Raw genomic sequence first — 13,846 nt, 5'->3', positions numbered from 1 at the left:
AAATATAGAGTATTCGACACTCATTATCCCTAGTTCAGGTTAAGCTTCGGCCACAGGGCCGGGTCATAAGGAAGTAATCTATGCATGTACAACTGAATCCGTTGGGCGCCATGGCGCTTTTATCTCAACTTGAAGTTGACCGCCTGAAAAACAACACCAGCTCTGACGCCTTTACCTTATTCCGTAATTGTTGCCTTGCCGTACTGAACGTAGGCAGTCATACCGACAGCTCCAGCGAAATTTATGATCAGTTTAAAAACTTTGATGTGAATTTATTAGCCCGCGAACGTGGCATTAAAATAGAGCTGTTTAATCCACCGGAAAGTGCTTTTGTCGACGGTCAGATTATCCGTGGTATTCATGAGCATTTATTCGCTGTACTGCGTGACATTCTGTTTTTCCATACTCAGCTGACCCACGCTAACAGGTTAGATTTACAAAACAGCGATCATATTACTCATACGGTGTACGACATTTTGCGTAACGCCCGCGTGATAGATTCAGCAGTTGAGCCCAATATGATTGTCTGCTGGGGTGGTCACTCAATTAACGAAGCTGAATACAAATACACCAAAGAAGTAGGTTATCAGTTAGGTTTACGCGGCATGGATATCTGCACAGGCTGCGGCCCAGGCGCTATGAAAGGCCCAATGAAAGGTGCCACTATTGGTCATGCCAAACAACGTAATACCAAAGGCCGATATTTAGGTTTAACTGAGCCAAGCATTATTGCCGCCGAGCCACCAAACCCTATAGTCAACGAGCTGGTGATTTTGCCTGATATCGAAAAACGGCTGGAAGCTTTTATCCGTGTTGCTCATGGCATTATTATTTTCCCTGGCGGTGCAGGCACAGCGGAAGAGCTGCTGTATTTACTGGGTATTATGCTGCATGAAAAAAACAAAGATCAGAAGTTGCCGGTGATCCTGACAGGACCACAACAAAGCGCAGCTTATTTTGCTGAATTGGCCAGTTTTATTGAACAAACTTTAGGTAAAGAAGCGCTGGATCTGATTGAGATCATCATAGATGATCCAGCTGAAGTGGCTCGTCGTCTAAAACAAGGTTGCTCAGAAGTGCGGCAATACCGTAAGAGCTGTGGTGATGCGTATCACTTTAACTGGACTTTACATATAGCGCCCGATTTCCAGCATCCATTTGCACCAACTCACCAGAATATGGCGTCTTTGGATTTGCATCTGGAGCAGGATAAAGCAAAACTGGCAGCTCACCTGCGCCGTGCTTTTTCAGGCATAGTGGCTGGTAATGTGAAAGATGAAGGGATCAGAGCGATCAAACAACATGGTCCATTTAAGCTGTCAGGCGAACCTGCATTAATGAACATGATGGATCAGTTGCTGCAGGCCTTTGTTGCTCAGGGCCGGATGAAATTACCTGGTTCGAAGTATGAGCCTTGTTATCAAATTCTGAACTGATATGGCGCATTTGTTATTACTCGACGGACTAAACTTAGTCCGTCGTTTATACGCAGCACAGGAAAGACCTTTTCATAACTCCCCTGCCCCCTACAGTGAAGCCACAGGCCAGCAACTGCTGCACAATACAGCAGAACAGCTACAGCAAATTGCAGTCAAGCTTACGCGGCAATTTAAGCCAAGCCATGTATTGGCTGTATTTGAGGTTACTCATCTGAACTGGCGCACCCAGCTGTATCCGGCCTACAAAGCAGATCGGCTGCCTATGCCAGAGCATCTGCAAATCGCTTTGCCTGTGCTGAAGCAAAAACTATCTGATATAGGTATCCAGAGCTTTCAGATGCCGGATCAGGAAGCAGATGATGTAATTGCAACTTTAGCCATGACGATGCGTCAACATCAGCAGCAAGTGACTATAGTGTCGACAGATAAAGGCTATTTACCCTTACTTGCTGAAGAGGTGGTGGTCTATGACCATTTTAACCGTCAGCAACACAGCAATGAGACAGTGCTACAGAAGTTTGGCGTATTACCAGAGCAGTTAGTCCGATATTGGAGCCTGGTCGGTGATAAAACGAATAACATTAGTGGTCTGGCAGGTATAGGGCCAAAAACGGCCAGCGAACTGTTAAAACTGGGGCCAGATATTAAAACTGCTCTGGCACATCCGGATTGTCCGGCCAAACTCAAAGATAAAATTATGGCGTCTCGTGCTGAACTGCAATTATTTATGCAGATCTTAAGTCTGAAAACTGATTTACAGTTGGGGCTGAATTTACAGCAAGTGCGTTTTACAGCATGCTGAGGCAGATGATGAAAGTAAAAACCATAGCCTTCTTACTTGCAGGAATACTGCTGTATGTTGGCTTAACCTGCATTACTTTGCTGTTTTATAAAGATGATCCTGATCAGATGAGCTGGCAGGACAGAGAAGCTTTTAACACCAAATATATTTATAAATTGGATTTAACCAAAGCCATCAACAGAGATCAGGTGATTGATTACCTGGGGGGACCGGATATTACTGAGGCGAAAAACCAACAGCAGCAGATTTATCAGGTACTGTATTACCGCACTCACAGAACTAAAACTGACGGCATAACCACGCGTGACGAATGCACAGCTATTTTATTTAAGAACCAACAACTGATAGCTATAGGCGAAACCGCAGTAGAGCAATACAACCAACTGGATTGAGATGGCAACTTTGGGATCTTTGACAGCGCTTTATCAGGACTGTGGTGTTTTTTATGCAGAGAAACACCAGTTATCTGCAGCACAGCAACTGGAATTGCTGCAAAAGATCTGCCAGCAAACGGTGCAACTCTCCTATAAAACTCCTTTTCTGCTGCTATCCCAGTTATCTCTTACCCCTGCCACTGGTCTGGTTTCAAGCAAACTCTTTATCAAACAAGCAGCCTTGTTAACAGCTATTGCTATGGCGGGCCGTTGGCCTGAAGAGCTGCTGTTTCAGTTGTTAAAATGTTGCTTGTTACAGCCTTTAGCTGTCAGCGTTTTATTGGAAAAATCAGCAAAAGCAGAAGAGCTCAGCGCAGCAGAACAACAACAGCTGAAGTTTCCTGCTGTTGTGACCATAAAACAGCACAAAGAGCTGGTGGAAAAAGCAGGAGCACTCAACTTACTGCGCCAGTGTTATGGTAAAAACAGAGGTTTAGCAACCTGGCAAAGCCCTTATTTCAGCCAGTTGATCAGTTTTTGCTGGCAGGTAACACGACTGATGTTACCTGGGGCTGGCAAGTTGATCGCACTGGAAAAAATATCAACCCAGTTGCTGCCACAAGCCACAATAACGGAGCAGCAGTTCTGGCAGGCCCTCTCCTGTTTAAACAGCAGCAGTTACAGCACAGGACGTTTTGTCAGGGATTCTGATGCGAACCTTGCGTTATTGCTTTGTGAAGTTAACAGCACAGAGCAAATGCAGCTGTTAATACAGCCTTATGACAAAAGCACAAAACAACTACTGCCTGAACTAACAACTCCTGCTGCAGACTGGCAATTATTAAACCCAAGACAATACAGCCAGGACAATTGGCTTAGCGGCTGGCACCAAGACAACGTACTTTTACAGCAGTGGCCTGAACCGGCTGACTTACCGGCATTAAGCTGGCTACAACAATTGAGCCATGCCGCCAAAGTAAGTCAGCAAACAGCGCTGATTGAACAGCATCCATGGCTGACGCAACAATTGCAGGAAAAAGCTTCGGCACAAAGCAGGCAACAACAAAAAATTCAGTCTACCCAACATGCTATCGCCATGTTAGGTCAGGAACAGCTGCTGCCTTTGTTAAAACAGGCATGGCTGGAGCAACATTGCCAGCAACAACATCAGCCCCAGCATGACTGGTTACTGGAATTCAGACGGGTTTTAGCCAAAGCTCTGTATTTGCTGACACAACCAATAAAATTTTATGGCTTAACCCCACAACAGGCAGAGCTGCTGGCCTGGTGTTTGTGCTGGCCTTTATGGCAACAATCCGATTTGCGCTTTTTGGCTTTGTCTCATCCAACTCAGGCTGTCAGCCTTGTCAGCCAATGGTTAAAGCAGCAGTTATGGCAAAGTGAGCACTATCAACAACTGGCGTTAAAAACCCTGAAGCATCTGCAATTTAATCAAAGCTGGCAGGATGCCTGTCTGCATTACAGAGCTTTACCTACATCAGGTCATTCCCACCCTATGGCTTTTGTCTTGGCTTTTGCTTTTGATCTGACCGCTTCGGTATTTTCCGATAGCGACGATAAGGACAGGCTGACTCACAGCTATAAATTTGTAGAACCTCAACTTGCAGCACAACTTTGTTCAGCTTCTGATTGGCAGGCTCTGTTGGTTGAACAGACCCAACCTGTCACTCAACTTATTGCCAGTTGTAGTTTTATTTCTCCATTTTCTAAAGTTATGCCGCAGGAAGTCACAGATTTGTCGCAGATGTCGGCATAAACTGGAAAATAAACACCAAAACTGGTATATTTTCGCCGTTTTTCAGCACACTCTGCTGTCGCAGGTTTAACAAGAAGACTGTATTCAAATTCAGCTTTGTGTTTATTACAACCAGTCCCGGTAAGAATCAGTAATTTAAGGAACGTTATGAGTTCACAAACTATTACGGTCATCAAAGGTGATGGCATAGGTCCAAGCATAGTAGAAGCCGCTATCCAGGTTCTGGATAAAGTAGGCTGTAACTTTAACTATGAATATGTTGAAGCTGGCTTAACTGCGCTGGAAACTACTGGTGAATTGCTGCCACAGACCACACTGGACGCTATTGCCCGTAACAAAATCACCTTAAAAGGCCCGTTAACTACGCCTGTAGGCGAAGGTTTCACTTCAATTAACGTGACTTTACGTAAAAAATTCAACCTGTACTCTAACGTACGTCCGGTTATTTCGTTTAAAGGCACTAAAGCCCGTTACGAAAATATCGACATCATTACAGTGCGTGAAAATACTGAAGGTATGTACTCAGGTGCTGGCCAAATCGTGAAAAACGAAGGCGAGCTGGCAGAAGCTATGAGCATAGTGACCCGTGAAGGTTCTGAACGTATTGTTGAGTTCGCCTTTGAGCTGGCACGTCGCGAAAACCGCAAAAAAGTGACTATCGTTCACAAAGCCAACATCCTGAAATCTACTTCTGGCCTGTTCTTAAAAACTGCCCGTGAAGTAGCTTTACGTTACCCTGATATTCAGGCCAGCGAGATGATCGTTGATAACGCTTGTATGCAGCTGGTGATGAATCCACAACAGTTTGATGTGATTGTAACCACCAACCTGTTTGGCGATATTTTATCTGACTTATGTGCTGGTTTAGTGGGTGGTTTAGGTATGGCGCCAGGCGCTAATATCGGCACTGATTGCGCTATTTTTGAAGCAGTACACGGCAGCGCGCCGGATATAGCCGGCAAAAACCTGGCAAACCCAAGCTCAGTGATTTTAGCTTCTATCCAGATGCTGGAATATTTGGGCATGAAAGATAAAGCAGAAAAAATTCTGGCCGCATTAACTGATGTGATTGCATCAGGTGACCGCACCACCCGCGACTTAGGTGGCAGCCATGGCACTACAGACTTTACAGCAGCTATGCTGGAACGTTTGTAATATCCCCTTCGTACTTGAAGCCGCAGCTTTGTTGACTGCACCATCTAGCCCCAGTCACATAGGTAACTATGCTCCTGGGGTCTAGCTGGCTTGTCGCCTCCCTGCAACTCCAATTACTTTGGGTATAGTCTGAGTCAGGGCCTAAGCTCTGACCTTTTTTTTGCCATCATCTGCGCTTCACACTACTATGCTCCGATAGGTTTTTCTCTAAGGAGTTATATCGATGTATCAGTTGTACTATTCACCAAGCACCGCCAGCATGGCACCCCATATTCTGCTGGAAGAACTGGCAGTTCCTTATAAGCTGGTATTAACAGACACAGCAACAGGTTCTCATAAAAAAGCTGAATACCTGGCACTCAACCCTAATGGCACTATTCCAACCCTAGTCGATCAGGGTCAGGTCATTTTTGAAACTGCTGCTATTTGCCTGCATCTAGTCGACAGCCACCCGGAAAAGAACTTGTTGCCGGCTCAAGGTACTCTTCAGCGTGCCGAAGCTTACAAATGGCTGATTTGGTTATCCGCCACCTTACAAAGCACTTTAAGCGTCTATTTTTATCCGGATCGCTGGGTAAGTGGTGAGCAAAATCAGGCAGATGTAAAACGTCATGCACAGCAAAAAGCCCAGAGCTTGCTGGAGCAAATGGATAAACATTTAGCCAGCCACTGCAGCCCATGGTTTTTAGGCGAAGAGTTTTCACTGATCGATATTTACGCCATGATGTTATGTCGTTGGACCCGCCACTTCGACGATAAAAAAGCCCGCGATTACCCTTTTATAGCCCTCTGGGTACAAAAGGTATTAGCCCGCCCAGCAGTGCAAAAAGTGATGGATTATGATGGCTTAGTTAAGCCTTATGTTTGATGGGTTTTCCGAACATAGTTGAGGGCAGGCTTTATACCTGCCCTCTTTGTTTAAATGCCAAATAGCAGCATTAAAACTTACGCACATGCACTGTCACTTCCTCGCGGTCGTGGTACAAGTGCTTGGCCTGAATTTCGACGTCGAGCCCTGCTTCGTTGAAGTTATGCTGCATCATATCCAGCACTTCAACCACAGTTTCATAACGCTTTTTCATAGGTAGTTTCAGGTTAAAAATACTTTCCTGACACCAATCATTGATCAGCCAGTCACACACCAGTTTGCCAACACGTTGTGGTTTTTCAATCATGTCGCAAACCAGCCAGTACACATTGCGTTTGTCCGGACTAAATTTAAAACCGTCGACCTGATAATGTTTCACCTGGCCTGTGTCCATTAAAGACTGCGCCATCATGCCGTTGTCTATAGCTGTGACCATCATGCTGCGTTTAACCAACTGATAAGTCCAACCGCCAGGGCAAGCTCCTAAGTCCACAGCTCTCATGCCTGAAGTTAAACGGGTTTCCCATTCATCTTTCGGAATAAACTGAATAAAAGCTTCTTCCAGCTTTAATGTGCTGCGACTTGGCGCATCAGATGGGAACTTCAGCCGCATAATGCCGTTTTCCAGCGGGCTGTTATTTTCAGGGTAAGAAATACCTAAATATGCACTGCTGCCACTTTGCATAAACAAATGCAGTACTGGAGCTCTGGAGTTTTCTTTTTGCAGCAATACACCAGCTTTACGTAATGACTGGCGCAGTGGCACTGTCAGTTTACGGGCTAAAGTAGATAAAGTTTTGCCGTCGTTGGTTTCCGGGTATTCCACCCTGATCTCGCCAAAAGCAGATAATTCAGCAGCTACTGCCGATTCAACCACTGTAGTAATACGGTCGGCCGGATCCAGTTGCAGCAAGTCATCCACCAGCAAAAACCACTGACGGGCAAAAATGAAATTCGTGAAATCATAGTCACGGTAAAAAGCAGCTAAAGCTTCGCTATCATAAGCTTCAAAAATAACAAAGGCTGAGTCTTTGGTCAGTTTGCAAAAACCAAATACCTCTTGCTGGCCCGCTTTATCCTGAATTTCGCCGGCACATTCTTTTTCAAAACCTGAACGGCAATACAGCAAAAGTTGCTTCATGCTGCACCTCCATGTGCAGCACCCTGACGGGCAACCTGCGGTTGTGGAAATTGTCTATCCTGCCAATTTTTCATACGGCACCTCCATGTGCCGCACCCTGACTGGCAGCCTGCGGCTGTGAAAATTGTCTATCCTGCCAATTTTTCATACGGCACCTCCATGTGCCGCACCCTGACGGGCAGCCTGCGGCTGTGAAAATTGTCTATCCTGCCAATTTTTCATCGTTATTTCCTGATCCAAGGGCTGATGGCCAAAGCCAGCCAGCTTAAAATAAGCAACTGCCCGCCTAAAGGCGCCAGAGCTGAAAAATGTAAAGGCAGCTTAAATACACCAGCTACCAGAGTATAAACAAATAACCAAAGCCCTATTTGCATGGCGCAAGCGCAAATGCGGCTTAGCCAGGGGCTTTGTTGTTGCAGTTTGTCAAAAGCCGATAAGGCCAATAAAGCCACGGCATGAAAAGCTAATATAAAACCCGCACTTAACAGCACAGCCAGTTGGTCTGTAGCTATAGTGCCACGCCATAAATGCATTAATGCAGCGGCTGAACCTACAGTCACTGCGCCATAAAAGGCTGCCAGGCTGCTGTTAATTTTCCAGAATACATTCATCAATAAAACTCCGACTCAGAGAAGCAGCTTGTTCAATCAGCTGCTGTTGGCTCAAACCTGATTTCTTCAGTGGCACAAAATCATGATCGCCACTTTGTAGCCACTTAAGATCTATCCAAGGCCAGCTTTTACCTGCCAGCTCTTCACTGCTGCCAAAAGGATCCCGCTCCCCTTGCAACACCAAAACAGACCTTTTTAAATCGATAAAATGCTCTGTACGCCAACTGTCCTTTTTCGGCGGATGAAAAGGATAACCAAAAGCTATCACCCCTTTTACTTGCTCAGGCAACAGATGTGATGCAGCAAGCAGAGTGGCAACCCGGCCGCCCATCGACTTACCTGCAATAACTAAAGGCAAATCTGTTGGCATTTGGCTTATCTGCTCAGATAGTTCTGCCGTTAATACTGGCATTTTTGCTGGTAACTGCCTCGAACCTGCCAGCGTCTTTTGCATATAAGCAAAATTAAAACCCCAGACTTCAATATGCTGTTTTGCCAGTTGCTCTGCCAAAAGCTTACAAAACTCTGATTGCACTGGCGCTCCTGCGCCATGAGATAACAGCAATCTGGCAACAGGCTTGGTGCATAAGGCTAACTGCTCTGGCATCAATTAATCCGGTGTCGAATTATTAAAATGTTGTTCAGCAAAGTCCTGCTGATCCAGTTCAACCTGTTTCGCCATCCACTGCCTGAAGGCAACAATTTTACCAAGCTCAGTCTGGTTTTCACGGCACACCAGATAATGCGAGTCTTTACTCAGCAATACATGGTGAAACGGCACTATTAAGCGGCCTGAGTTAATGTCAGGTCTTGCCATTACGTTATGCGCCAAAGCCACACCCTGACCATGAATAGCGGCCTGCAATACCATAGCTGTATGTGAAAAAATCGGCCCTTGATTGACGTTAAAGTTTTTAAAGCCTTGTCCGACAAACCAATCTTTCCAGGCCTGGCGCGAACCGTCATGCAACAAAGTATGGTGACGTAAGTCAGCTACATCTTTTAATGGCTTGCTACCGTTTAATAACAAAGGCGAACATACCGGCAGTAAGTATTCAGTGTGCAGTTTGTCGGCATGCAAGTTACGCCAGCTGCCGCGGCCATAATAAATAGCTACGTCTACATCGTCTGTTAATGAACCTTCGTCTGAGTCGACCGCTTTAATCCGCACGTCTATGTCGGAATGCTCTTCACTAAATAAACTTAAACGCGGCACCAGCCACTGAATAGCAAAACTTGGCTGCAAACTGACAGTTAAAGAGCCTTTAGCACCACGAGCTAATAACTTCTCTGTGGCTTCATGCAGCTGCAGAAAAATTTCTTTAATATCTAAAAAGTAACTCTGTCCTTCTTCGGTTAAAAGTAAAGAGCGGTTCTTCCGCATAAACAGCTTTAAACCTAAATGGTCTTCCAGAGCTTTGATCTGATGACTAATAGCAGCCTGAGTAACAAACATCTCTTCAGCCGCTTTAGTAAAACTAAGATGACGGGCCGCAGTTTCAAAAGCCTTTAACGCATTAAGAGGGGGTAAGCGCCGAGCCATAGCCTGCAGCCTTAAGTAAAATAGAATTAATTTTTCTAATGCGAATTATAAAGAAAGGCGTAACTTTAAACCAGCCACGCCTTAGAGATTTGCAGGGTTTATTTGGCTTTAGGAACGTAACCTTCGATCTGAACTTCTTTGCCTTCAAATAAAAATTGCTGCATCTGTTCTTCCAGCAATTTACGGTGTTCCAGATTCATCATATTCAGCTTTTTTTCATTGATCAGCATAATTTGTTTTGACTGCCATAAAGCCCAGGCTTCTTTGCTGATACTGTCGAAGATTTTTTTGCCAAGCTCACCCGGGTACAGCTGAAAATCTAAACCTGCTGCTTCTTTTTGCAAATAAACACAAAATACCTGACGGGACATTATTCACCTCAATGCTTAGCTTTTAAAAAGGCCGATATTGTAAACGACTTCATCGCTAGCAGTTAGCTTTTATTCAGCCAGTTTTTTTCAATCCAGCTGCGGATAGGGGCTGGTAAACCAATCTCCATCACTTGCTCTTTGTTATACCAGCTGCTGCCTGCAGGTTCAGATACAATGGATTCCGGATGCCAGACCGAAGCATCTAACTTGTAATGCGAAAACACATGCTGAAATTGGCCCTGTAGTTTGGCTTGCGACAAAGCTTCGGCCCTTTCATCTACCTGGGGTAAAGACCATAAGTCAGCCCAGATGCCGGAGTCTGGTCTTTTTTGCAGTAACAGCTTATCGCCTTGCTCTATCCACAAAAAATGACCTGCTTTGGTTGGAGTGGTCTTTTTAGGTTTAGCAGTTGGTAATTCTGTGACCCGGCCTGTATTAAAAGCCACACACTGAGTTTGAAGCGGGCAACTTAAACAATCCGCTTGTTTGGGTTTGCAAACCGTAGCGCCTAAATCCAGCAAGGCTTGCGCAAAACGTCTGTTGTTTTGTTTTGGTGTTAATAAATCGGCCAAAGCCCACAATTTTTTATCCACTGCAGAAGTGGTTGGCACACCTTCAATGCCAAATAAACGGCAGAATAAACGCCTTACATTCCCATCCACAATAGGGCCATAAGCATCATAAGCAAAAGAGCGGATAGCACCTGCTGTATAACGACCAATACCGGGAATAGTTAATAAGTCATTTAATTCAAAAGGAAACTCACCTAAATCATTCACTATATATTTAGCGGCTTTATGTAAGTTACGGGCTCTGGCGTAATAACCTAAGCCCTGCCATAACGCCATCACAGTGTCGGTATCGGCAGCTGCTAAGGCATGAATATCAGGTAGTTTTTGCATCCAGCGCTGAAAATAAGGGATCACTGTAGTGACCTGAGTTTGCTGCAACATCAGTTCGCTGACCATCACTCTGTAAGGGCTGGGGTCTTGTTGCCATGGTAAGGCATTACGGCCATCGGTTTTTTGCCAGTCGACTACAGTATCGGCAAAAAGATCAGGGCAAGTTAAATACTCAGAAGTCAGCACAGCTATCACTACTCAGGTTCAATAATTCAAAACGATGCATAGCCTAGCATTTTTGCTGTTTTTGTTGAATCAAGATTAGCGGTTGAGCATTAGCGACAGAACAAGGATAATACGCGCCGCATTCGATAGCACTTAATGCAGCAGCAGGCTGCATCACATTTTTTGGAGACCAAGATGACCCACCCGGAACAACCAAACACAGAGCCACAGGACGATGAGCTTCAGGAAAACAAATACCTGCGCCGTATCCGTAGCTTTGTTTTAAGGGAAGGTCGTCTGACCAAAGGCCAGCAGCGCAGTTTAGATTTATTCTGGCCAACTATGGGTCTCGAGCATCAGGCCACGCCTTACGATATGAAAGCCGTGTTTGGCCGTGAAGCCGACTTAGTGCTGGAAATTGGTTTTGGTATGGGCAAATCTTTAGTACAAATGGCTAAAGCCGCGCCGGATAAAGACTTTATTGGTATCGAAGTACATAAACCAGGTGTAGGTGCCTGTTTAGGTGAAGCCGAAACTGAAGGCGTTAAAAACCTGCGGGTGTTTGAACACGATGCCATCGAAATTTTAAACGACTCTATTGCCGACAACAGCTTAAGCACAGTACAGCTGTTTTTCCCTGATCCATGGCATAAAAAACGTCACCATAAAAGACGTATTGTGCAGGCCGAGTTTGCCCAGTTATTACGCCGTAAATTAAAAATCGGCGGTGTATTTCATATGGCAACTGACTGGGAAAACTACGCTGAACATATGCTGGAAGTGATGAAAGTTGCAGAAGGTTACAGCAACCTGTCAGAAACCAATGACTATGTGCCACGCCCTGAGCATAGACCTCTGACTAAATTCGAAAACCGTGGTGTCAATTTAGGCCATGGCGTTTGGGATCTGATGTTTAAGAAGGTTGATTAATATGTTGGACAATACCAGTCAGCTGTTGCTGCGCAATATTGATTTTTTATCAGGCAAAGTACTGCTGGTAGAACCTATGGCCGACCGTCTGGCGGCTGAATTAAAGCAAAAAGCGCCAGAGTTGGAGCTGTTTTGTTTAACCTCAAATATTGCTGTTGCTAATAACTGGCAGCAGCAAAGCAAAAGCCCATGTTATTTGGGTGATGCCTTGCCAGCTGATTTAACAGTAGACAAAGTAGTGCTGTTTTACCCTAAAAGTAAAGATCAGCTGCAAAGCTCTTTAGCTCAGGTCAAAACTGTACTGAACGACAAAACTGAAGTTTATCTGGTTGGCGATAACAAAGGTGGCATTAAAAGCTTAGGTAATCAGGCTGAAAAGCTCGGGTTAAAAGCCTTTAAACATGACAATGCCAAACACTGCTTATGGTTTGAACTGGATGGTTTGTTACAAAGCGAGTTAAAAACCGCAGAGTTTCATCAGTTTAGTATCGAAAAAGCCGGTATCAGCTTAAAGCTTTGCTCTTTGCCTGGCGTGTTTAATCATGGCAAGTTGGATTTAGGCACTAACTTGCTGCTAGAGCATTTAGGCCATATTCAGCAAGGTAAAGTACTGGATTTTGCTTGTGGTGCAGGTTTTATCGGTGCCTTTTTAGTAAAAAGACATCCGGAAATCAAATTAACAGCCTCTGACATCAGCACTTTAGCTGTCAGCTCTACAGCTGCTACGTTAAAGGCGAATAAACTGCCTGGAGAAACTATAGCTGCTGATGGTATTCCGTCACGCAGCGCTGCTTATGACCATATTGTCAGCAATCCACCTTTCCATACAGGTTTAAAAACCGACTACCATATTAGTGAACAGTTTTTCCGTGATGCTTTTAATGAATTAAAACCAGGTGGTACTTTAACTTTAGTAGCGAACGTACATTTGCCTTATGTGGCTCAGTTGACTGAAATTTTTGGTCAGGTAAAAGAGCTTGGTCGTCGTGATGGTTTTGTGGTTTATTATTGTAGAAAAGACCGCAAATAAAAGGATCTGCTGATGAGACTGGTTTTGGTTGTGCTGGCTGGATTAACTTTCAGCGCTTCAGCTTTGGCTGACTGTATTCAGTCGCCGGAAAGAACTCAGGCCTGTCCTCATCAGATTTATCGACTTGGCCAGCTGGAAAACATGGCAAAACCTGCCATGTTGTGTATCTGCGTTGCTGATTTTAAAGAGTTTTTAACAGTGCCCGCTGACGAAGATGAAGCACATAAACAAAAGCTGAAACGCCTGAAGCTGGAATATGCTTTAGGTCAGAAAATAGAACCCATACTGCAAGTTCTGAAAGACTAGCTCTGCTTTTATTCAACTAACCCAATACAATCTGGCGCGGGTTAAACTCGCCCAAATACTCTTCATCTTGCTGCAACAGCGCTGGTACCAGAAATAACTTGCCCTGCTCTACCCAATAAATGGCGTGTTGCTCAAACATAATGGCCAGCTTAATAGCTTTGGTTTTATCACAAAGTACAGCCCAGCTTTTTTCCTGAAAACTCAAGTCAGGTGAACAACCGACAATTTTACGGTAAGGCACATTCATGCTGTCGAGGGTGTTAGCAAAGTGATTGTCGAGTAATAAATTTCTGGAGGGGGTTTGAACATGGCCACAGGGGTTTTGGGCGCTGATAATAGCAAAGTTAATTTGATCACCAAGAGGTTGATGGCACAAAAAAACACTCGTTTTGTAGTTATCCCATAAGTCCATGGTTTGTCCTCGTCGCCACA

16 protein-coding genes are annotated in these 13,846 nt (G+C 44.8%); 9 read left to right on the top strand and 7 right to left on the bottom strand.

Annotated features, from left to right (window positions below):
- The first annotated feature begins 80 nt into the window (after positions 1 to 80).
- The 6 genes from ppnN to LSG34_RS13360 all read left to right on the top strand — a co-directional run bounded on the left by ppnN (position 81) and on the right by LSG34_RS13360 (position 6,415).
- Positions 81 to 1,436 carry a nucleotide 5'-monophosphate nucleosidase PpnN gene (gene ppnN / locus LSG34_RS13385; RefSeq protein WP_233009602.1) on the top strand — a complete coding sequence of 452 codons (1,356 nt, stop codon included), beginning with the start codon at positions 81 to 83 and terminating at the stop codon, positions 1,434 to 1,436.
- 1 nt (position 1,437) lies between these two features.
- Positions 1,438 to 2,241 (top strand): flap endonuclease Xni, encoded by an 804-nt coding sequence (xni, locus tag LSG34_RS13380; RefSeq protein ID WP_233009601.1) that lies wholly within the window; start codon positions 1,438 to 1,440, stop codon positions 2,239 to 2,241.
- A gap of 5 nt (positions 2,242 to 2,246) precedes the next feature.
- Positions 2,247 to 2,633 (top strand): DUF3192 domain-containing protein, encoded by a 387-nt coding sequence (locus LSG34_RS13375; protein ID WP_233009600.1) that lies wholly within the window; start codon positions 2,247 to 2,249, stop codon positions 2,631 to 2,633.
- A 1-nt stretch (position 2,634) separates the two neighbouring features.
- Positions 2,635 to 4,392, top strand: a complete 1,758-nt coding sequence (locus LSG34_RS13370) for a hypothetical protein (protein WP_233009599.1) — start codon at positions 2,635 to 2,637, stop codon at positions 4,390 to 4,392.
- A gap of 147 nt (positions 4,393 to 4,539) precedes the next feature.
- Complete coding sequence (locus LSG34_RS13365; RefSeq protein ID WP_233009598.1) at positions 4,540 to 5,547, top strand: isocitrate dehydrogenase; 1,008 nt, start codon at positions 4,540 to 4,542, stop codon at positions 5,545 to 5,547.
- A gap of 223 nt (positions 5,548 to 5,770) precedes the next feature.
- The gene (locus tag LSG34_RS13360) at positions 5,771 to 6,415 is read left to right on the top strand and encodes a glutathione S-transferase family protein (RefSeq protein ID WP_233009597.1); all 645 of its coding nucleotides are present in this window, start codon (positions 5,771 to 5,773) and stop codon (positions 6,413 to 6,415) included.
- Between the two features lie 70 nt (positions 6,416 to 6,485).
- Here LSG34_RS13360 and rlmM read toward each other — a convergent pair whose 3' ends face one another.
- From rlmM to mutY, 6 genes are all read right to left on the bottom strand, one after another.
- A complete protein-coding gene (gene rlmM / locus LSG34_RS13355; RefSeq protein WP_233009596.1) occupies positions 6,486 to 7,556 on the bottom strand; it encodes a 23S rRNA (cytidine(2498)-2'-O)-methyltransferase RlmM in 1,071 nt (356 codons plus the stop codon).
- A gap of 224 nt (positions 7,557 to 7,780) precedes the next feature.
- Entirely contained in the window at positions 7,781 to 8,167 is a 387-nt protein-coding gene (locus LSG34_RS13350; protein ID WP_127021029.1) for a DUF423 domain-containing protein, read from the bottom strand.
- Entirely contained in the window at positions 8,145 to 8,774 is a 630-nt protein-coding gene (locus LSG34_RS13345; protein ID WP_233009595.1) for an alpha/beta fold hydrolase, read from the bottom strand. The genes LSG34_RS13350 and LSG34_RS13345 overlap by 23 nt, the downstream gene beginning before the upstream one ends.
- A gap of 3 nt (positions 8,775 to 8,777) precedes the next feature.
- The gene (locus LSG34_RS13340) at positions 8,778 to 9,710 is read right to left on the bottom strand and encodes a transcriptional regulator GcvA (RefSeq protein WP_233009594.1); all 933 of its coding nucleotides are present in this window, start codon (positions 9,708 to 9,710) and stop codon (positions 8,778 to 8,780) included.
- 98 nt (positions 9,711 to 9,808) lie between these two features.
- Positions 9,809 to 10,081, bottom strand: a complete 273-nt coding sequence (locus tag LSG34_RS13335; RefSeq protein ID WP_008900661.1) for an oxidative damage protection protein — start codon at positions 10,079 to 10,081, stop codon at positions 9,809 to 9,811.
- A 62-nt stretch (positions 10,082 to 10,143) separates the two neighbouring features.
- Complete coding sequence (gene mutY, locus LSG34_RS13330; RefSeq protein WP_233009593.1) at positions 10,144 to 11,169, bottom strand: A/G-specific adenine glycosylase; 1,026 nt, start codon at positions 11,167 to 11,169, stop codon at positions 10,144 to 10,146.
- 174 nt (positions 11,170 to 11,343) lie between these two features.
- On the opposite strand from mutY, the gene trmB reads away from it, so the two are divergent.
- The 3 genes from trmB to LSG34_RS13315 are packed head-to-tail and all read left to right on the top strand — an operon-like array spanning position 11,344 to position 13,414.
- Complete coding sequence (gene trmB, locus LSG34_RS13325) at positions 11,344 to 12,078, top strand: tRNA (guanosine(46)-N7)-methyltransferase TrmB (RefSeq protein ID WP_233009592.1); 735 nt, start codon at positions 11,344 to 11,346, stop codon at positions 12,076 to 12,078.
- A 1-nt stretch (position 12,079) separates the two neighbouring features.
- A complete protein-coding gene (locus tag LSG34_RS13320) occupies positions 12,080 to 13,108 on the top strand; it encodes a class I SAM-dependent methyltransferase (protein ID WP_233009591.1) in 1,029 nt (342 codons plus the stop codon).
- 12 nt (positions 13,109 to 13,120) lie between these two features.
- Positions 13,121 to 13,414, top strand: a complete 294-nt coding sequence (locus tag LSG34_RS13315; protein WP_233009590.1) for a hypothetical protein — start codon at positions 13,121 to 13,123, stop codon at positions 13,412 to 13,414.
- Positions 13,415 to 13,430: 16 nt separating this feature from the next.
- Here the strand turns inward: LSG34_RS13315 and LSG34_RS13310 are convergent, their stop codons facing one another.
- Positions 13,431 to 13,826, bottom strand: coding sequence for a DUF3293 domain-containing protein (locus LSG34_RS13310; RefSeq protein WP_233009589.1), 396 nt, complete (start codon positions 13,824 to 13,826; stop codon positions 13,431 to 13,433).
- Positions 13,827 to 13,846: the final 20 nt, after the last annotated feature.

It is taken from the genome of Rheinheimera faecalis, from assembly GCF_021290965.1.
Classification (GTDB): Bacteria; Pseudomonadota; Gammaproteobacteria; order Enterobacterales; family Alteromonadaceae; genus Pararheinheimera; species Pararheinheimera faecalis.
The sequence above is the reverse complement of the archived record's forward strand: the minus strand, read 5'-3'. Positions and strand labels throughout refer to the sequence as shown.

What these genes read in the sequence shown, in the direction of transcription:
- ppnN (WP_233009602.1), top strand. Translation starts at nt 81, where the DNA reads ATGCATGTACAACTGAATCCGTTGGGCGCCATGGCGCTTTTATCTCAA.
- xni (WP_233009601.1), top strand. Translation starts at nt 1,438, where the DNA reads ATGGCGCATTTGTTATTACTCGACGGACTAAACTTAGTCCGTCGTTTA.
- LSG34_RS13375 (WP_233009600.1), top strand. Translation starts at nt 2,247, where the DNA reads ATGATGAAAGTAAAAACCATAGCCTTCTTACTTGCAGGAATACTGCTG.
- LSG34_RS13370 (WP_233009599.1), top strand. Translation starts at nt 2,635, where the DNA reads ATGGCAACTTTGGGATCTTTGACAGCGCTTTATCAGGACTGTGGTGTT.
- LSG34_RS13365 (WP_233009598.1), top strand. Translation starts at nt 4,540, where the DNA reads ATGAGTTCACAAACTATTACGGTCATCAAAGGTGATGGCATAGGTCCA.
- LSG34_RS13360 (WP_233009597.1), top strand. Translation starts at nt 5,771, where the DNA reads ATGTATCAGTTGTACTATTCACCAAGCACCGCCAGCATGGCACCCCAT.
- rlmM (WP_233009596.1), bottom strand. Translation starts at nt 7,556, where the DNA reads ATGAAGCAACTTTTGCTGTATTGCCGTTCAGGTTTTGAAAAAGAATGT.
- LSG34_RS13350 (WP_127021029.1), bottom strand. Translation starts at nt 8,167, where the DNA reads ATGAATGTATTCTGGAAAATTAACAGCAGCCTGGCAGCCTTTTATGGC.
- LSG34_RS13345 (WP_233009595.1), bottom strand. Translation starts at nt 8,774, where the DNA reads ATGCCAGAGCAGTTAGCCTTATGCACCAAGCCTGTTGCCAGATTGCTG.
- LSG34_RS13340 (WP_233009594.1), bottom strand. Translation starts at nt 9,710, where the DNA reads ATGGCTCGGCGCTTACCCCCTCTTAATGCGTTAAAGGCTTTTGAAACT.
- LSG34_RS13335 (WP_008900661.1), bottom strand. Translation starts at nt 10,081, where the DNA reads ATGTCCCGTCAGGTATTTTGTGTTTATTTGCAAAAAGAAGCAGCAGGT.
- trmB (WP_233009592.1), top strand. Translation starts at nt 11,344, where the DNA reads ATGACCCACCCGGAACAACCAAACACAGAGCCACAGGACGATGAGCTT.
- LSG34_RS13320 (WP_233009591.1), top strand. Translation starts at nt 12,080, where the DNA reads ATGTTGGACAATACCAGTCAGCTGTTGCTGCGCAATATTGATTTTTTA.
- LSG34_RS13315 (WP_233009590.1), top strand. Translation starts at nt 13,121, where the DNA reads ATGAGACTGGTTTTGGTTGTGCTGGCTGGATTAACTTTCAGCGCTTCA.
- LSG34_RS13310 (WP_233009589.1), bottom strand. Translation starts at nt 13,826, where the DNA reads ATGGACTTATGGGATAACTACAAAACGAGTGTTTTTTTGTGCCATCAA.